Below are 16,456 nucleotides of genomic sequence, written 5' to 3'. Positions count from 1 at the left end.
TGCTCTTCAGGACGCCAGGCTTTTGCGAAAGCGTGCCAAGGCGATGGCGAAGAACAGCAGACCGATGGCAGTCAGCGCCAGCAACTCCGGCCAGACCACGCTCAGCCCGGCGTCGCGAAACAGAATCGCGGCGCTGAGGCTGACAAAATGCGTGGACGGTGAGCCCTGCATGACCCACTGCAGCCAGTGCGGCATGCTGTCCAGTGGCGTGCTGCCGCCCGACAGCAGCAGCATCGGGATGATCACCGGAATCGCCAGCAAGCCGAACTGCGGCGTCGAGCGCGCGAGTGTCGCCAGAAAGATGCCCAGCGCGGTACTGGCAAACAGATAAACCGCAGTCACCAGCAAAAACAGGCTCATTGAGCCGGAAAGCGGCACGCCGAGTGCGCCTTTGACCACCACCTCCACGGACAGCCAGGTGCACAGCACCACCACCAGCAGGTTGCTCCAGATTTTCGCCAGCATGATTTCCAGCGCCGTCAGCGGCAGCACCAGCAAATGGTCGAGCGTGCCGTGCTCGCGTTCGCGCAGCAGCGCGGTGCCCGTGAGGATGATCGCCAGAATGGTGATGTTGTTGACGATCTGGATCACCGCCAGAAACCAGCCACCCTCCAGGTTGGTATTGAATAGCGCGCGGGTGGTCAGCGAAATCGGCGTCTTGCTCGCGGCATCGCTCTGACCGCCGTAGGCCTGCAGTTCACGCTGGAAGATCCGGCCGATGTAACCGGCGCCCATGAACGCCTGGCTCATCGCGGTGGCATCGACGTTGACCTGAATGGCCGGTCGCCGCGCCGCGAGCAGGTTGGTTTGAAACCCCGCCGGAATGTTGATCACGAAGGTGTACTGGCCGCTGTCCATCACCTGATCCAGTTGCGGGTAAGGCAGTAGCACCGGCGTCTGGAACTCCGGCGGTTGCAGGGCCTGGGCCAACTGGCGCGAGAGGGCGCTGCGGTCTTCGTCGACGATCGCCACGCTGGCGTTGTGCACGCCGATTACCGAACCGGCGGCGGGCATGTAGATCGCCACGGTGAAGGCGTAGAACAGGAACAGCAACAACACGCTGTCGTGGCGCAGGCTGGTCAGTTCCTTGAGTCCCAAGCGCAGGATGTGCGCGAACTTGTGCATCAGGCCTCCTGCTTTTTCAGCATGATCAGGCTCAACCCTGTGAACCCGACGAAGAAGCCGAACAGGGCCAGGCATTGTGGCCACAGCTGCCGCAAGTCCAGCGCCTTGGTGAACGTCCCCACGGCAATATCGAGAAAATGTCCTGCCGGAAACAGCATGCCCATCACCGCAGCCGCACCTTGCAGCGAAGAGCGCGGCACGATCAGCCCGGAGAACTGGATGGTCGGCAGGCTGGTGATGATCATGGTGCCGAGGATCGCGGCGATCTGTGTGCGGGTGAAGGCCGAGATCAGCAGACCCATGCTGGTGGTCGCCAGCACGTAGAGCAGGCCGCCAAACGCCAGTGTCAGCAGGCTGCCCTTGAACGGCACGCCAAACAGCCAGCGGTTCATCGCCACCAGCAGCGCGAGATTGACCAGACTGACCAGCAGGTATGGCGCCTGTTTGCCCAGCAGAAACTCCAGGCGGGTCAGGGGCGTGGCGTAGAAGTTGGTGATCGAGCCCAGTTCTTTCTCGCGCACGATGCCGAGTGCGGTGAGCATCGCTGGAATGAACGCCAGTATCAGCGCCATGACGCCGGGGCCGATAGCGTTGACGCTGACCACATCCTGGTTGTAGCGAAAGCGCGTTTCCAGGCTGGCGCCCGCCTGATGGTTGATGGCGAGACTGCTCTGTTCGGCCAACTGTTGCAGGTTGGCCAAGTGCACCGCTTCGACATAATTGCGGCTGGTCTCGGCGCGAAACGCCATGCCGCCATCCAGCCATGCCGCCACCGCGGGCTGGCGTCCGGCGTACAGGTCACGGCCGAAACCGGGGGGGATTTCCAGCGCAAGTTTGATCTCCGAGCGTTGCAGGCGTCGGTGCAATTCCTGTGCATCATGGATGGCTGGCCGTTCATCGAAGTAACGCGAGCCGCGAAAGGCCTCCAGATAGGTTCGGCTCTGCGGTGTCTGGTCCTGGTCGTACACGGCAAACGCGAGGTTTTCCACGTCCAGGGAAATCCCGTAGCCGAAAATCACCATCATGAAAATTGCCCCCGCCAGGGCGAATGCCATGCGCACCTTGTCACGCAGCAGCTCCTTGCCTTCGCGACTGGCCACTGCCAGCAGGCGACCGAGGCTGAAACCGCGCTGCTGGAGCGGCGGCGTGGCGGTCGTTGGCGCGGTCGGCGATTCACTGGCAGGCGGCGACTGCGCAGTGCCCTGAGCCTGTTCCAGGCACGTCACGAAAGCGGCTTCCAGCGTTTCTCCAGCGAACTGACGTTGCAGCGCTGCCGGGGTGTCGCACGCCAGCACTTGGCCGGCGTGCATCAGCGAAATGCGGTCGCAGCGCTGGGCTTCGTTCATGAAGTGGGTGGAGAGAAAAATCGTCACGCCTTGCTCGCGAGACAGTTCGATCAACAGTCGCCAGAAGTCATCGCGGGCGGCCGGGTCGACACCGGACGTCGGCTCATCAAGGATCAGCACTTCCGGACGATGCAACACCGCAACCGCCAGCGACAGGCGTTGACGCAGCCCCAGAGGCAGGGCGCCGGACGGCTGATCGGCGACGCTGAGCAGGTTGAAGCGTTGAATGAGGGCATCGATGCGTGGCGCACTCTCGGCTTTGGGCAAGTCGAACAGCCGGGTGTGCAGATCAAGGTTCTGTCGCACACTGAGTTCGCCATACAGCGAAAAGCTCTGGGACATGAAACCGACCCGTTTGCGTGTGGCCAGATCCTTGGCATTTACCGGGTTGCCGAGCAGTGTCGCGCGGCCTTCGCTGGCAGGCATCAGCCCGGTCAGGACTTTCATCGTGGTGGTCTTGCCGCAGCCGTTGGAGCCGAGAAAACCGAAAATTTCGCCGCGACCGATGGCGAAGTTGACGTGATCGACCGCAGTGAAGTCGCCGAAACGCAGTGTCAGGTCGTGGGCCTCGATGGCGGTGTCGCTGCTGCCACTGCTACGTGGCGGAATCACCAGCGGCCTGACGTCATGCTGGCTGTCACCCTGGAAATGGGTGAAGGCCTCATCGAGTTTGCCACTGGGGGTGACGGCCGCCAGTTCACGGCTCAGACCGGTGGCAATCAATTTGCCGTTGTCGAGCATCAGGCAATGCTCGAACTGTTCGGCTTCTTCCATGTACGCGGTGGCGACCAGCAGGGTCAGTTGCGGGCGCTGGCGCCGCACGTCGTCGATCAGCTCCCAGAAACGCCGTCGTGAGAGCGGGTCGACGCCGGTGGTTGGCTCATCGAGGATTAACAGATCCGGTTCGTGGATCAGCGCGCAGCACAGTCCGAGTTTCTGTTTCATGCCGCCGGACAACTTGCCGGCGGGGCGCTCGGCGAACTTCAGCAGGTCGGTGGCAAGCAGCAGATTGCGCATGCGTTGTTCGCTGTCGGCCTTCGACAGGCCGAACAGCGTGGCGAAGAACTGAATGTTTTCGCGGATCGACAGTTCTGGATACAGGTTGCCGCCCAATCCCTGCGGCATGAAAGCGATGCGTGCATACAGCGTGTCGCGGTGGTGGCGCTGCTGGATCGGCCCGCCAAGGACGTCCAGTTGCCCTTGCTGCAAGGCCTTCACGCCGGCGATCAGTCCCAGCAGGCTGGACTTGCCCGCGCCATCGGGGCCGATCAGACCGCAACGGGTGCCGGCTGGCAGGCTGAAGGTGATATCGCTCAGTGCTTGCTGTTTGCCGTAGCGGTGCGCGATAGCATTGGCCTGGACCGCGAGGCTGCTCATTGCAGATTGGCCGGCCAGACGATCGGCGCGGTGCGCACATACCCGGCACCGGGCATGCCGGGCTTGGCTTGCGGTACGGCGCTGGGTTGGGTCAAGCGCAGTTTGACGCGGAACACCAGTTTTTGCCGCTCGTCGCGGGTTTCGACTTCCTTGGGGGTGAACTGCGATTTGCCGGCGACAAAACTGATTTTCGCTGGCAAGGGCTTGTCGGGCAGGGCATCGAGCAGTACCCGGGCCTCATCGCCCACCGCCAGACGCCCGGCCACCGAGGCGGACAAGTAGAGATTCATGTACTGATCGTTGGGGTCAATCAACAGCAGGACGCGGCCACCGGCACCCAGCACTTCCCCGGGTTCGGCCATGCGTAACTGGATCACGCCGTCAATCGGCGCCCGCAGGCTGCTGTCGTCGATTTCGCTGGTCAGTTGAGCGACCTGCGCCTGGGCTGCGCCGATCGCTGCAGCGACCGCCGACACTTGGGCGCGGGCCGCCGTCACGGCAGCGTTGCCGGTGCCGATGCGCGACTGCAATTGATCGATGACCTGAGCGCTGACGAAACCGTGCTTGAACAGCGACTCAGAGCGCCCGAGTTCCTGTTGGGCCAGCAGTAGCTCACTCTGACGCAACTGCACGTTGGCTTGGGCGGCGTTGAGGTTTTCCCGGGCGCGCACCACCTCGGCTTCGGCCTGGTTGCGCTGGGCTTCAAGGGTGCGGGTGTCCATGCGGGCCAGCAGTTGGCCTTGAGTGACCTTGTCGCCTTCATCGACCAGCACCTCGGCGAGGCGCCCGGGGGTCTTGCTGGCGATTTGCACTTCGGTGGCCTCAAGTCGTCCGTTGCCGGCCGACAGCCCCTCGGGCAGGCGGCTGCTCATCGACTTCCAGTAACCGAAGCCGCCAGCGGCCAACAGCAAGGCTATGAGCGATCCGGCAAATAACAGTGAGGAACGGCGGTGCGTCGACATGGGGGCATCCTGCGGCTGTGGCGTCCACTCTGACGGTTCAAGCGCTGGGGGCGCTTGATGTCAATCAAATGAGCGTCAAGCCTAGACCCTTTTGTCTGCCACCACGGTGTGACTTGGCAGTTCTCAGCGCAGGCCGAGCACTGCGGCCCATTGTTCGGCGGTGACGGGCATCACTGAAAGCCGCGAGCCTTTCTGCACCAGTGGCATTTCTGCCAGCGCGGTCTGCTGTTTCAGGTAGTCGAGCTTCAAGACTCGCGCAAAGGTTTCGACGTGCGCCACGTCGATGGCGCTCCAGGCATTCTTCTGCGCGGTGGCCTTCGGATCGAAGTAATGGCTCTGCGGCTCCAGCGCCGTCGGATCGGGATACGCTGCTTCGATAATTTTGCCAATCCCGGCAATCCCCGGCTCGGGGCAGCTGGAATGGTAGAAAAAGAACTCGTCACCGACCGCCATCGCCCGCAGGAAATTGCGCGCCTGATAGTTGCGAACCCCGTCCCAGCGCGCCTTGCCGAGCTTTTCCAGACCCTTGATCGAGAGTTCGTCGGGCTCTGATTTCATCAGCCAGTAGGCCATGTCGTGTGCTCCTGAAGCGGTCATTGGGCAGGTTGTCGGGCAATTTTATGACAAACCGACAGTCGGTTGACGTCAGCGTTTGCGCACAGGTTCACGTTGCCGCAAAATGCCGGCCTTTAAAGCTTGACGCTGCTGCACGGCCTACGAACGGAAACCGCTGCTGTCATCGTGATGATGTGCCTTGAGGGGGGCAATCGATGAAACGCAAACCGGATTTGCTATGGACTTTGGTAATTTTGTTTGGCCTGGGCGTGGTAACCACCGGTTACGCGCAGAGCCTGTGGGCGAACAAGACCGACGCGCCGATTGAAGTGGCGCAACAGGTGCAACAGTCGACCGCTTTCAAACGCTGAACCTGTCTCTTCGACGCCGCTGTTCCATGCGGCGTCTACTCTGCGAAATACCACGCCTTGTCGGTGACCGTGCCTTGTAACGGGACATCCCAGCTCGCCTGCGCCAAACGCTCGACCTTCTGACACTCATGGGCCAGGCCCAGCAGCGTCGGCTTGCGCCAGTTCTTGCGCCGGGCCAGATAGGCGAGGCTTCGATCATAAAATCCGCCGCCCATGCCCAGGCGCCCGCCGACATCGTCAAACCCTACCAGCGGCAACAGCACCAGATCCAGCGCCCAGACCTTGCGTTGCCGAGCCAGATTGGCCCGGGGCTCGAGGATGCGGAAACGATTGGGGGTGAGCTTTTCGCCGGGGCGGATGCGCTGGAAGACCATTTTCGTTCGTGGCCATGCGCTGAGTACCGGCAGATAAGTTGCCTTGCCGCGACGCTGGGCTTCGCGCAGCAGCAGGCGCGGATCGATTTCACCGTCGGTGGGCAAATACAGAGAGATATGTTTTGCCCGGCGAAAGTGCGGGTCCTGGGCCAATTGCCGGAACAGGCCTTTGGCAGCCTGGCGTTGTTCGCCCGGCGTCAGTGCGCGGCGCGCCTTGCGCAGCAGGCGGCGGAGTTGCGGGCGGGGCAGCAGCGCGGGTTCGGTCATGGTTCGGCTTCGGCAGGTGGATGCAAAAACGTACGCATAAAAAAACCGATGTCGGCATACACCGACATCGGATTTCGAATCAGGCTCCCCGGATGAACCGCTGTCAACTCAGCCCTTGAACCCGAAAGTTCAAGGTGGAAGAAGCAGTAGACTTTAAGGCTTTCCGTCTAGCGGACATGCACACCAGCCCAACGTGCAACTTCCAGGGTAGTGCGAATCGGCTCCGGGACATCGTCAACTGGCAAGCACCCCAGGGAGTGCCGCGAGTATACCTCAAGCTGTCAGGCGAATCAGCCCTTGACGGTGTTCTGATCGTCGGCCAGGACCAGATCGACACGATCGAGCAAGTCGCGCACCTGTTCGCGGGTCGAACCGCTGGCCTGGATGTCCGGGCGCTCTTCTTTGTGCAACAGGTCGTGGGTGATGTTCAGCGCGGCCATCACGGCAATGCGGTCGGCACCGATGACTTTGCCGCTGCTGCGGATCTCGCGCATCTTGCCGTCCAGGTAGCGGGCGGCACTGACCAGATTGCTGCGTTCTTCCGGCGGGCAGATGATCGAATACTCTTTGTCGAGGATCTGCACGGTAACGCTATTGCTTGAACTCATGAGTCTTGCTCCAGGGCCTTGAGGCGCGAAATCATCGATTCGACCTTACGCCGGGCGATTTCGTTTTTTTCAATGAGGTGAGCGCGTTCCTCGCGCCAGGTTTTTTCCTGAGCTAGTAAGAGTGCGTTTTGACTCTTAAGTTGCTCGACTCGGCCAATCAGCAGTTCGAGTCTGGCCATCAGCGCTTGCAGGTCGGTGTCTTCCATTGGGTCCACGTGTTCGTCTGATGGGTGGTGACTGGCGGACAGCCTTTAATGGTCTTGGCGGGGCTGTCGATGTAGGATACAAGGCCTTCATTCTAGACATAGCGCCGTCTGGCGCCTAGCTGCCCATGACCATTGCGAATTCCCCGTACCAAGCCTTTGCCACCCTGCTGACTGCCAGCGGCCACAACGTCTCGCCTGCCGAACTGCACGGCGTGCTGCTCGGGCGCAGTTGCGCCGGGGCCGGCTTCGATCACGAAGGCTGGCTGATCGACGCCGCCGAACTGCTCGAAGGCGACATCCAGGACAACGTCCGCAACGCCCTGATCGGCCTGCAGGAGATGGTCAAAGGCGAGCTGACCGGCGACGACGTCACTGTCGTGCTGCTGCTGCCGACCGACGATGCACCGCTGGCCGACCGCGCTGCTGCGCTGGGCGAGTGGTGCCAGGGCTTCCTCAGCGGTTTCGGCCTGAACTGCCGCGACAGCAGCATGCTCAGCACCGAAGCCACCGAAGTGCTGCAGGATCTGGCCGCCATTTCCCAGGTGCAGGACGCGCTGGAAGAATCCGAAGACGGCGAATCCGACTACATGGAAGTCATGGAATACCTGCGCGTCGCGCCGTTGCTGCTGTTCTCGGAAACCAAGAAGTCCGATGTGCCGCCAGCGGCCAAACCTTCGCTGCATTAATCGCGTGCCAGGGAAAGCGATCTGCCCATGACCCATATCCCCAAAGCGGAATACAGCCGTCGCCGCAAGGCCCTGATGGCGCAGATGGAACCCAACAGCATCGCGATCCTGCCCGCCGCCGCGGTGGCCATCCGCAACCGCGACGTCGAGCACGTCTACCGTCAGGACAGCGACTTCCAGTACCTCAGCGGTTTTCCCGAGCCACAGGCCGTCATCGTCCTGATGCCCGGCCGCGAGCACGGCGAGTACATCCTGTTCTGCCGTGAACGCAACGCCGAACGCGAATTGTGGGATGGCCTGCGCGCCGGGCAGGAAGGCGCGATCCGCGAGTACGGCGCCGACGACGCCTTTCCGATTACCGACATCGACGACATCCTCCCGGGCCTGATCGAAGGCCGCGACCGGGTGTATTCGGCGATGGGCAGCAACCCTGAATTCGATCGGCATTTGATGGACTGGATCAACGTGATCCGCTCCAAGGCGCACCTCGGCGCGCAGCCGCCGAATGAATTCGTTGCCCTGGATCACCTCCTGCACGACATGCGCCTGTATAAATCGGCGGCAGAAGTGAAGGTGATGCGCGAAGCCGCGCGGATTTCGGCGCAGGCGCATATCCGCGCGATGCAGGCCAGTCGTCCGGGGCTGTATGAATACAGCCTCGAAGCCGAGCTGGATTACGAATTCCGCAAGGGCGGGGCGAAGATGCCGGCCTACGGTTCGATTGTCGCCGCCGGGCGCAACAGCTGCATCCTGCATTACCAGCAAAATGACGCGCTGCTCAAGGACGGCGATCTGGTGTTGATAGACGCTGGTTGCGAGATCGACTGCTACGCCAGCGACATCACCCGCACCTGGCCGGTCAATGGCAGGTTCTCGCCGGAGCAGAAGGCGATCTACGAGTTGGTGCTGGCTTCGCAGGAAGCGGCGTTCGCCGAGATTGCACCGAACAAGCACTGGAACCAGGCGCACGAAGCCACGGTGCGGGTGATCACCGCAGGTTTGGTCAAGCTTGGCTTGTTGCAGGGCGAGGTTGACGAGTTGATCGCCAGCGAAGCCTACAAGGCTTTTTATATGCACCGCGCCGGCCACTGGCTGGGCATGGATGTGCATGACGTTGGCGAGTACAAGGTCGGCGGCGAATGGCGTGTGCTGGAGGTCGGCATGGCGCTGACCGTGGAGCCTGGCATCTACATCGCGGCGGACAATCAGAACGTGGCGAAGAAATGGCGTGGCATTGGCGTGCGCATCGAGGATGACGTGGTCGTGACCCGATCCGGTTGTGAAATCCTCACCAGCGGCGTGCCGAAAACCGTCGCCGAGATCGAGGCGCTGATGGCACAAGCAAGGACACACGCAGCATGAGTCGAGTCAATCTGGCAATCATCGGTGGCGGTCTGGTCGGCGCCAGTCTGGCGTTGGCGTTGCAGGCCGGGGCCAAGGCGCAGGGCTGGAAAATCGTCCTGATCGAACCGTTCGCCCCCGGCGACAGCTGGCAACCGAGCTACGACGCTCGCTCCTCGGCGCTGTCCTTCGGCTCGCGGCAGATTTATCAGCGCCTGGGCGTGTGGCAGGAAATCTCCCGCCGCGCCGAGCCGATCAAACAGATTCACGTCTCTGACCGTGGCCGCTTCTCCACCGCGCGCTTGTCGGCGATGGAAGAGGGTGTGCCAGCGCTCGGTTACGTGGTGGAAAACGCCTGGCTCGGCCAGTGCCTGTGGCAGCACCTCGACAAAGACGTGATCACGTGGCGCTGCCCGGCGGAAGTCACGCGCATGGAGCCGTTGGCCGATGGCTATCGTCTGACCCTCAACGATGAAACCACGCTGGAATGCGACCTCGCGGTGCTCGCCGATGGCGGCCGCTCCGGCTTGCGCGAACAGTTGGGCATCAACGTGCGCACGCGCCCTTACAACCAGAGCGCACTGATCGCCAACATCACCCCGAGTGAAGCGCACAACGGCATGGCCTTCGAGCGCTTCACCGACGAGGGGCCGATGGCCCTGCTGCCGCTGCCGGACAATCGCTGCGCACTGGTGTGGACGCGGCTGGGCATGGACGCGCAGCGTCTGACTGAATTGAGCGAGCGTGATTTTCTCAGCGAGCTGCAAGGCGTGTTCGGTTACCGCCTCGGCACCTTGAAACAGGTCGGCGTACGGCATCTGTATCCGCTGTCGCTGATCGAAGCTGAAGAACAGGTGCGTTCGCATCTGGCCGTGCTCGGCAACGCCGCACACAGCCTGCACCCGATTGCCGGCCAGGGCTTCAACCTGTCGCTGCGTGACGCCGATGCCTTGGCTGCCGCGCTGCTGGCCAGCGACAAGCCGCTGGGCGACTTCGCCACGTTGCAGGCCTATCGCGAGCGGCAGCGCCTCGATCAGGACCTGACGGTGGGCTTCTCCGATCAGGTCACGCGTCTGTTCGGCAGCAGCCAGCCGCTGGTGTCGCTGGGGCGCAACCTCGGCCTGCTCGGCCTCGATCTGCTGCCACCGGCCAAGCGCTGGTTCGCCCGGCAGGCGATGGGCCTGGGAACCCGTCCGGATGCTTGAGTGGCTGAGCAAAAAATTCGGCAAGGCACGATTGATGCGCTGGATAATGACCTTCTACCCGCCGTATCTCGGCGCCGGAGTGCGCGTTCGGCACATCAGTGACGACTTTCGCGATGTGCAGGTGTCCATGGGGTTGGGCTGGTACAACCGCAATTATGTCGGCACCCAGTTTGGCGGCAGTCTGTATTCGATGGTCGACCCGTTCTTCATGTTGATGCTCATGGAAAACCTCGGCCCGAAATACATCGTCTGGGACAAGGCTGCCGACATCGATTTCATTGCGCCGGGCAAAGGCCCGGTGTTCGCCCGGTTCAACATCGACCAGACCCTGCTCGACGAGATCCGCCGGCAGACCGCCAACGGCGATAAATACCTGCCGCAGTTGCAGGTCGACATTCATGACGGCGCCGGCAACCTTGTGGCGCGGGTCGGTAAAACCCTTTACGTGCGGCTCAAGCCGCAAGCGAGACAGGCCTAAAGCATGGAAATGCGCGCAGATGTGCTGATTGTCGGAGCCGGAATGGTCGGCAGCGCCCTGGCGCTGGCGTTACAGGACAGTGGGCTGGAAGTGCTGTTGCTCGACGGTAGCCCGCTGAGTGTCAAACCCTTCGCTGCCGAAGCGGCGTTCGAACCGCGCGTCAGTGCATTGTCGGCGGCGAGCCAGCGTATTCTCGAGCGCCTCGGTGTCTGGGACGGCATCGCCCAGCGGCGCAGCAGCCCGTACACCGACATGCACGTGTGGGACGGCAGCGGCACCGGGCAGATTCATTTCTCGGCCAACAGCGTGCATGCCGATGTGCTCGGCCACATCGTCGAAAATCGCGTGGTCCAGGATGCGCTGCTCGAGCGTTTGCATGATTGCGACCTCGGCATGTTGGCCAATGCGCGGCTGGAGCAGATGCGTCGCTCCGGCGATGACTGGCTGCTGACCCTGGCCGACGGCCGCACCTTGCGCGCGCCGCTGGTGATCGCGGCCGATGGCGCCAATTCTGCTGTGCGCCGTCTGACCGGCGTGGCGACCCGCGAGTGGGATTATCTGCATCACGCCATTGTGACGAGCGTGCGCTGCAGCCAGCCGCACCGCAAAACCGCCTGGCAGCGCTTTACCGATCACGGGCCGCTGGCGTTTTTGCCACTGGAGCGTGATGGTCAGCAGGACTGGTGTTCGATCGTCTGGTCGACCACGCCGGGTGAAGCCGAGCGCCTGATGGCACTCGAGGAGACGGCGTTTTGCGCTGAGCTGGAGCGAGCCTTCGAAGGGCGCCTCGGTGAAGTGATCAACGCCGATCCGCGTCTGTGCGTGCCGCTGCGTCAGCGCCATGCCAAGCGCTACGTCGCTGAGGGCCTGGCCTTGATCGGTGATGCGGCGCACACCATTCACCCGTTGGCGGGGCAGGGTGTGAACCTTGGTTTCCTCGATGCAGCGGTGCTGGCGGAAGTGCTCCTGCAAGCGCATCAGCGCGGTGAGCGACTGGCGGACGTGAAGGTGCTGAGCCGCTACGAGCGTCGGCGCATGCCGCACAATCTGGCGCTGATGGCAGCGATGGAAGGCTTCGAGCGGTTGTTCCAGGCCGACCCCCTGCCGCTGCGCTGGTTGCGCAATGCCGGATTGAAACTGGTCGAGCAGATGCCCGAGGCGAAGGCGTTGTTTGTGCGCGAGGCGCTGGGGTTGACTGGGGATCTTCCAACTCTGGCAAAGCCCTGACCGCCTCATTGAGGCTGATGGCCCCTTCGCGAGCAGGCTCGCTCCCACTGTTGAGATGCATTCCAATGTGGGAGCGAGCCTGCTCGCGAAAGCGTCCGCCCACTTACCGCAGTTTTGAGCCGTGCAACATCTGGTAACGCCTTCCCCCAGTGTTCGATTGTGGTGGTAAATGTGAGTCCTTATCATTTGGCCCACCTTTCCCGACCGTGAGACCACTCCCATGTTGGCACCCAAGCGTCTTCTGACCGCACTGGCCTTGACCCTGATCGGCAGCACCACTGCCCAGGCCGCCGATGAGGTGGTGGTGTACTCGTCGCGCATCGATGAGCTGATCAAACCGGTATTCGATGCCTACACCGCCAAGACCGGGGTGAAGATCAAGTTCATCACCGACAAGGAAGCGCCGCTGATGCAGCGCATCAAGGCCGAAGGCGAAACCGCCACCGCCGATCTGCTGCTTACCGTCGATGCCGGCAACCTGTGGCAGGCCGAGCAGATGGGCATCCTCCAGCCATTCACCTCGAAAACCATCGACGCCAATATTCCTCAGCAATATCGCTCGTCCACCCACGCCTGGACCGGCCTGAGCCTGCGCGCACGGACCATCGCCTATTCCACCGAGCGGGTGAAGCCGGGCGAACTGACCACCTACGAAGCGCTGGCCGACAAGAACTGGGAAGGCCGCCTGTGCCTGCGCACGGCGAAGAAGGTCTACAACCAGTCGTTGACTGCGACCATGATCGAAGTCCACGGCGCCGAGAAGACCGAGAAAATCCTCAAGGGCTGGGTCAACAACCTGTCCACTGACGTGTTCTCCGATGACGTTGCAGTGCTGGAAGCGATCAACGCCGGGCAGTGTGACGTTGGCATCGTCAACACCTACTACTACGGTCGCCTGCACAAGCAGAAGCCTGAATTGCCGGTGAAGCTGTTCTGGCCGAATCAGGCCGATCGCGGTGTGCATGTGAACCTGTCGGGCATCGGCCTGACCAAACATGCACCGCACCCGGAAGCGGCCAAGGCGCTGGTCGAATGGATGACCACGCCTGAGGCACAGAAGATTTTTGCTGATGTGAACCAGGAATTCCCGGCCAACCCGGCGGTGGCGCCATCGGAAGAGGTGGCGGCGTGGGGCAAGTTTGTTGCTGATACGTTGCCGGTTGAGGTGGCGGGTAAACGTCAGGCCGAGGCGATCCGGATGATGGATCGGGCGGGGTGGAACTGAGGCGTTTCGTGTAACTGTTGATCTTTCAAGATCGCTCCCTCACCCCAGCCCTCTCCCGGAGGGAGAGGGAGCCAACTTGTTGCTTTCGAAACTTGAGTTCGACTCAATATCTCAGGTCGATGTAGTTTGCATGAGCACCTCGGTCAGTTCCCTCTCCCTCCGGGAGAGGGCTAGGGTGAGGGCAGCAATCCCAACCTGAAATACGCAATCCAAGAACACCCCAATCCCTCCAGAGACCCAAAAGTGGCCCACCCCGCCCAACGCCGCTGGTACCCCATCGTCTTCGCCATCGCCGCGCTGGTGTTGTTGCCCCTGAGCGTGTTGCTGCTGTCGTGGCAGACCATCGATCAGCAGATCTGGTCGCACCTGTGGCAAACCCAGATGCCGCGTCTGCTCGGCAATACCCTGACGCTGATCCTCGGCGTCGGTGTCGGCGTGATTCTGCTGGGTGTCAGCCTCGCATGGCTGACCAGCCTCTGTGAATTCCCCGGTCGGCGCTGGCTCGACTGGGCGCTGATGCTGCCCTTCGCCATTCCAGCGTATGTACTGGCGTTCGTTTTCGTCGGCCTGCTCGATTTCGCCGGCCCCGTGCAGTCCCTGTTGCGCGAATGGTTCGGCAGCGGCCTGCGCCTGCCTCGGGTACGGTCCACCGGCGGGGTGATCGTGGTGCTGGTGCTGGTGTTTTATCCCTACGTTTATCTGCTGGCGCGCACCGCGTTTCTGGCTCAGGGCAAAGGTTTGATGGAAGCGGCGCGGGTGCTGGGCCAGTCGCCGTGGCAGGCGTTCTGGCGGGTTGCGCTGCCGATGGCGCGTCCGGCGATTGGCGCGGGCGTGGCGCTGGCGCTGATGGAAACCCTCGCCGATTTTGGCGCGGTGTCGGTGTTCAACTTCGATACCTTCACCACGGCCATCTACAAAACCTGGTACGGCTTTTTCAGCCTGCCCAGCGCTGCGCAACTGGCCAGTCTGTTGCTGCTGGTGGTGATGCTGGTGCTGTACGGCGAGCGCCGGGCACGCGGGGCGAATCGGGCCAGCAACGAGCGGCCACGGGTGAAAGCGCTGTATCACCTGCGGGGAATCAAGGCCTTCGCGGCGACGGGCTGGTGTGGATTGGTGTTCGCCTGCGCCTTCGTCATCCCGGTGCTGCAACTGATCGTCTGGTTCTGGCAGCGTGGACGCTTCGATCTGGATGAGCGTTACGCCGGGCTGATTCTGCACACGCTCTATCTGGGCGCGATGGCGGCGCTGATCACCGTCAGCGTTGCGCTGTTGCTGGCGTTTGCCCGGCGCCTGGCGCCGACCCCAGCCATCAACTCCGGCGTCGGTCTGGCCAATCTCGGCTACGCCTTGCCCGGTTCGGTGCTGGCGGTGTCGATCATGCTTGCCTTCAGTTATCTGGATCGTGAGCTGGTGATTCCGCTTTCGTCATGGCTCGGCGGTGCGGGCAGACCGTTGCTGCTCGGCAGCCTCGCAGCTTTGCTGATGGCGTATCTGGTGCGCTTTATCGCTGTCGCTTACGGGCCGCTGGAAAGCAGTCTGGCGCGTATACGGCCATCTTTGCCCGAAGCGGCACGTAGCCTGGGTGTCAGTGGGCCGCGACTGTTTTTCAAAGTGTATCTACCGCTCTTGCTGCCCGGCACTTTGAGTGCGGCGTTGCTGGTGTTCGTCGATGTGCTCAAGGAAATGCCCGCGACCCTCCTGATGCGCCCGTTTGGCTGGGACACGCTGGCGGTGCGCATCTTTGAAATGACCAGTGAAGGCGAATGGGCGCGCGCCTCGTTGCCAGCATTGACCCTGGTGCTGGTCGGGCTGTTGCCGGTGATCGGATTGATTCGACGTTCGGCGCATCGAAACACTTAGTCGTCAGTCCTACATCATGCGGCTACAATGCGCGGCATTCGGTGCGGTTCGTCTGACAGACCCGTGCGCTGGAATCGGCTGCAAGCCTTATTCATCAAGGCCTTCAGCCGTATAGCGGCGGTCCGCACCCTCGCCACGCCCGGAAGGAGAAACCCATGGGACAGCGTACGCCTCTGTATGACCTGCACCTCGCGCTCGGCGCGAAGATGGTCGATTTTGGCGGTTGGGACATGCCACTGCATTACGGCTCGCAGGTCGAGGAGCACCACGAAGTGCGCCGCGATTGCGGGGTGTTCGATGTTTCCCATATGACCGTGATTGATGTCACCGGCGCCCAGGCCAAGGCCTGGCTCCAGCATCTGCTGGCCAACGACGTCGAACGTCTGCACCGCCCCGGCCGGGCGTTGTACAGCACCATGCTCAATGAGCGCGGTGGCATCGTCGACGACATGATCGTCTATCGCCTCGACGACGCGTACCGGCTGGTGTTCAACGCCTCGACCCGCGATCAGGATCTGGCCTGGATGAACGCCCAGCTCGGCGCCTACGACGTGCAACTGCACGAGCGCGCCGAGCTGGCGATGCTCGCCATCCAAGGCCCGCAGGCCCGGCACAAGATTGCCGAACTGGTCACCCAGTCGCGCGCCACGCTGATCCAGCAACTCAAACCTTTCGAAGGCGCCATCGACGGCGACTGGTTCATCGCGCGTACCGGTTACACCGGCGAGGATGGCCTGGAAATCTGTCTGCCGGCCAATCAGGCGCCGGGTTTCTTCAACGACCTGGTCGGTGCCGGTATTTCGCCGATCGGCCTTGGCGCTCGCGACACCTTGCGTGTCGAGGCCGGAATGAACCTGTACGGTCAGGACATTCATCAGGACGTTTCACCGCTGGCCTCGAACATGGCCTGGAGCATCGCCTGGGAGCCGGCCTCGCGGCAGTTCATCGGCCGTGCGGCGCTGGAGGCGGAAAAAGCCGTCGGCGTGGCGCATAAACTGGTCGGTCTGGTGCTGGAAGAGCGCGGGGTTTTGCGCGCTCACCAAGTGGTTCGCATCGCCGATGTTGGCGAAGGGGAGATCACCAGTGGTAGTTTCTCTCCTACGCTGAGCAAATCGATTGCCCTGGCGCGTGTACCGATGGCGACTGCCGACCGCGCCGAAGTGGAAATCCGTGGCAAGTGGTATCCGGTGCGAGTGGTCAAACCGACCTTCGTGCGCCATGGCAAAACCTTGATCTAACCTTT

Annotated in this window: 16 protein-coding genes and 1 other RNA gene; 9 read left to right on the top strand and 8 right to left on the bottom strand. The window is 62.4% G+C overall.

The window, feature by feature from the left end; translation table 11 throughout:
- Positions 1-6: 6 nt before the first annotated feature.
- The 4 genes from PSH90_RS25550 to PSH90_RS25535 all read right to left on the bottom strand — a co-directional run bounded on the left by PSH90_RS25550 (position 7) and on the right by PSH90_RS25535 (position 5,383).
- Positions 7-1,125, bottom strand: a complete 1,119-nt coding sequence (locus PSH90_RS25550; RefSeq protein ID WP_095181272.1) for an ABC transporter permease — start codon at positions 1,123-1,125, stop codon at positions 7-9.
- Entirely contained in the window at positions 1,125-3,848 is a 2,724-nt protein-coding gene (rbbA, locus tag PSH90_RS25545) for a ribosome-associated ATPase/putative transporter RbbA (RefSeq protein WP_305381730.1), read from the bottom strand. Before rbbA ends, PSH90_RS25550 begins: the two co-directional genes overlap by 1 nt.
- On the bottom strand, positions 3,845-4,810 hold the full coding sequence (locus tag PSH90_RS25540; protein ID WP_305381729.1) for an HlyD family secretion protein: 966 nt from the start codon (positions 4,808-4,810) through the stop codon (positions 3,845-3,847). Before PSH90_RS25540 ends, rbbA begins: the two co-directional genes overlap by 4 nt.
- 123 nt (positions 4,811-4,933) lie before the next feature.
- A complete protein-coding gene (locus tag PSH90_RS25535) occupies positions 4,934-5,383 on the bottom strand; it encodes an EVE domain-containing protein (RefSeq protein WP_095181275.1) in 450 nt (149 codons plus the stop codon).
- A 197-nt stretch (positions 5,384-5,580) separates the two neighbouring features.
- Here PSH90_RS25535 and PSH90_RS25530 point away from each other — a divergent pair, with 197 nt between their 5' ends.
- Positions 5,581-5,736, top strand: coding sequence for a hypothetical protein (locus PSH90_RS25530; protein WP_024014743.1), 156 nt, complete (start codon positions 5,581-5,583; stop codon positions 5,734-5,736).
- Between the two features lie 35 nt (positions 5,737-5,771).
- Here PSH90_RS25530 and PSH90_RS25525 read toward each other — a convergent pair whose 3' ends face one another.
- The 4 genes from PSH90_RS25525 to PSH90_RS25510 form a co-directional block, all read right to left on the bottom strand.
- Complete coding sequence (locus PSH90_RS25525; RefSeq protein ID WP_024014742.1) at positions 5,772-6,377, bottom strand: 5-formyltetrahydrofolate cyclo-ligase; 606 nt, start codon at positions 6,375-6,377, stop codon at positions 5,772-5,774.
- A gap of 81 nt (positions 6,378-6,458) precedes the next feature.
- Positions 6,459-6,637: non-coding RNA, 6S RNA (gene ssrS, locus PSH90_RS25520), on the bottom strand.
- A 30-nt stretch (positions 6,638-6,667) separates the two neighbouring features.
- Positions 6,668-6,985, bottom strand: a complete 318-nt coding sequence (locus PSH90_RS25515; protein WP_056791703.1) for a cell division protein ZapA — start codon at positions 6,983-6,985, stop codon at positions 6,668-6,670.
- Complete coding sequence (locus tag PSH90_RS25510; protein ID WP_007911197.1) at positions 6,982-7,191, bottom strand: TIGR02449 family protein; 210 nt, start codon at positions 7,189-7,191, stop codon at positions 6,982-6,984. Before PSH90_RS25510 ends, PSH90_RS25515 begins: the two co-directional genes overlap by 4 nt.
- Before the next feature lie 125 nt (positions 7,192-7,316).
- On the opposite strand from PSH90_RS25510, the gene PSH90_RS25505 reads away from it, so the two are divergent.
- The 8 genes from PSH90_RS25505 (at position 7,317) to gcvT (ending at position 16,451) form a co-directional block, all read left to right on the top strand.
- A complete protein-coding gene (locus PSH90_RS25505) occupies positions 7,317-7,877 on the top strand; it encodes a YecA family protein (protein WP_041476897.1) in 561 nt (186 codons plus the stop codon).
- A 27-nt stretch (positions 7,878-7,904) separates the two neighbouring features.
- Positions 7,905-9,239: a Xaa-Pro aminopeptidase gene (gene pepP / locus PSH90_RS25500; protein WP_041476895.1), complete on the top strand. Its 1,335-nt coding sequence runs from the start codon at positions 7,905-7,907 to the stop codon at positions 9,237-9,239.
- Positions 9,236-10,423, top strand: a complete 1,188-nt coding sequence (ubiH, locus tag PSH90_RS25495; protein WP_305381728.1) for a 2-octaprenyl-6-methoxyphenyl hydroxylase — start codon at positions 9,236-9,238, stop codon at positions 10,421-10,423. The genes pepP and ubiH overlap by 4 nt, the downstream gene beginning before the upstream one ends.
- Entirely contained in the window at positions 10,416-10,901 is a 486-nt protein-coding gene (locus tag PSH90_RS25490; RefSeq protein ID WP_305381726.1) for a DUF4442 domain-containing protein, read from the top strand. Before ubiH ends, PSH90_RS25490 begins: the two co-directional genes overlap by 8 nt.
- A gap of 9 nt (positions 10,902-10,910) precedes the next feature.
- On the top strand, positions 10,911-12,128 hold the full coding sequence (locus tag PSH90_RS25485; protein WP_252887992.1) for a 2-octaprenyl-3-methyl-6-methoxy-1,4-benzoquinol hydroxylase: 1,218 nt from the start codon (positions 10,911-10,913) through the stop codon (positions 12,126-12,128).
- 220 nt (positions 12,129-12,348) lie between these two features.
- Positions 12,349-13,353 carry an extracellular solute-binding protein gene (locus PSH90_RS25480; RefSeq protein ID WP_056791711.1) on the top strand — a complete coding sequence of 335 codons (1,005 nt, stop codon included), beginning with the start codon at positions 12,349-12,351 and terminating at the stop codon, positions 13,351-13,353.
- Positions 13,354-13,596: 243 nt separating this feature from the next.
- Positions 13,597-15,213, top strand: coding sequence for an iron ABC transporter permease (locus PSH90_RS25475; protein WP_252886960.1), 1,617 nt, complete (start codon positions 13,597-13,599; stop codon positions 15,211-15,213).
- Positions 15,214-15,368: 155 nt separating this feature from the next.
- Positions 15,369-16,451, top strand: a complete 1,083-nt coding sequence (gene gcvT / locus PSH90_RS25470) for a glycine cleavage system aminomethyltransferase GcvT (RefSeq protein WP_056791717.1) — start codon at positions 15,369-15,371, stop codon at positions 16,449-16,451.
- Positions 16,452-16,456 lie beyond the last annotated feature (5 nt).

It is taken from the genome of Pseudomonas sp. FP1762 (assembly GCF_030687105.1).
GTDB lineage: Bacteria > Pseudomonadota > Gammaproteobacteria > Pseudomonadales > Pseudomonadaceae > Aquipseudomonas > Aquipseudomonas siliginis.
The sequence above is the reverse complement of the archived record's forward strand: the minus strand, read 5'-3'. Positions and strand labels throughout refer to the sequence as shown.

Excerpts from the sequence above, each read along its gene's own strand:
- PSH90_RS25540 (WP_305381729.1), bottom strand. The coding sequence starts at position 4,810 with ATGTCGACGCACCGCCGTTCCTCACTGTTATTTGCCGGATCGCTCATA.
- PSH90_RS25490 (WP_305381726.1), top strand. The coding sequence starts at position 10,416 with ATGCTTGAGTGGCTGAGCAAAAAATTCGGCAAGGCACGATTGATGCGC.
- PSH90_RS25480 (WP_056791711.1), top strand. The coding sequence starts at position 12,349 with ATGTTGGCACCCAAGCGTCTTCTGACCGCACTGGCCTTGACCCTGATC.
- ubiH (WP_305381728.1), top strand. The coding sequence starts at position 9,236 with ATGAGTCGAGTCAATCTGGCAATCATCGGTGGCGGTCTGGTCGGCGCC.
- PSH90_RS25485 (WP_252887992.1), top strand. The coding sequence starts at position 10,911 with ATGCGCGCAGATGTGCTGATTGTCGGAGCCGGAATGGTCGGCAGCGCC.
- pepP (WP_041476895.1), top strand. The coding sequence starts at position 7,905 with ATGACCCATATCCCCAAAGCGGAATACAGCCGTCGCCGCAAGGCCCTG.
- PSH90_RS25530 (WP_024014743.1), top strand. The coding sequence starts at position 5,581 with ATGAAACGCAAACCGGATTTGCTATGGACTTTGGTAATTTTGTTTGGC.
- PSH90_RS25550 (WP_095181272.1), bottom strand. The coding sequence starts at position 1,125 with ATGCACAAGTTCGCGCACATCCTGCGCTTGGGACTCAAGGAACTGACC.
- PSH90_RS25535 (WP_095181275.1), bottom strand. The coding sequence starts at position 5,383 with ATGGCCTACTGGCTGATGAAATCAGAGCCCGACGAACTCTCGATCAAG.
- gcvT (WP_056791717.1), top strand. The coding sequence starts at position 15,369 with ATGGGACAGCGTACGCCTCTGTATGACCTGCACCTCGCGCTCGGCGCG.
- rbbA (WP_305381730.1), bottom strand. The coding sequence starts at position 3,848 with ATGAGCAGCCTCGCGGTCCAGGCCAATGCTATCGCGCACCGCTACGGC.
- PSH90_RS25510 (WP_007911197.1), bottom strand. The coding sequence starts at position 7,191 with ATGGAAGACACCGACCTGCAAGCGCTGATGGCCAGACTCGAACTGCTG.
- PSH90_RS25515 (WP_056791703.1), bottom strand. The coding sequence starts at position 6,985 with ATGAGTTCAAGCAATAGCGTTACCGTGCAGATCCTCGACAAAGAGTAT.
- PSH90_RS25525 (WP_024014742.1), bottom strand. The coding sequence starts at position 6,377 with ATGACCGAACCCGCGCTGCTGCCCCGCCCGCAACTCCGCCGCCTGCTG.
- PSH90_RS25505 (WP_041476897.1), top strand. The coding sequence starts at position 7,317 with ATGACCATTGCGAATTCCCCGTACCAAGCCTTTGCCACCCTGCTGACT.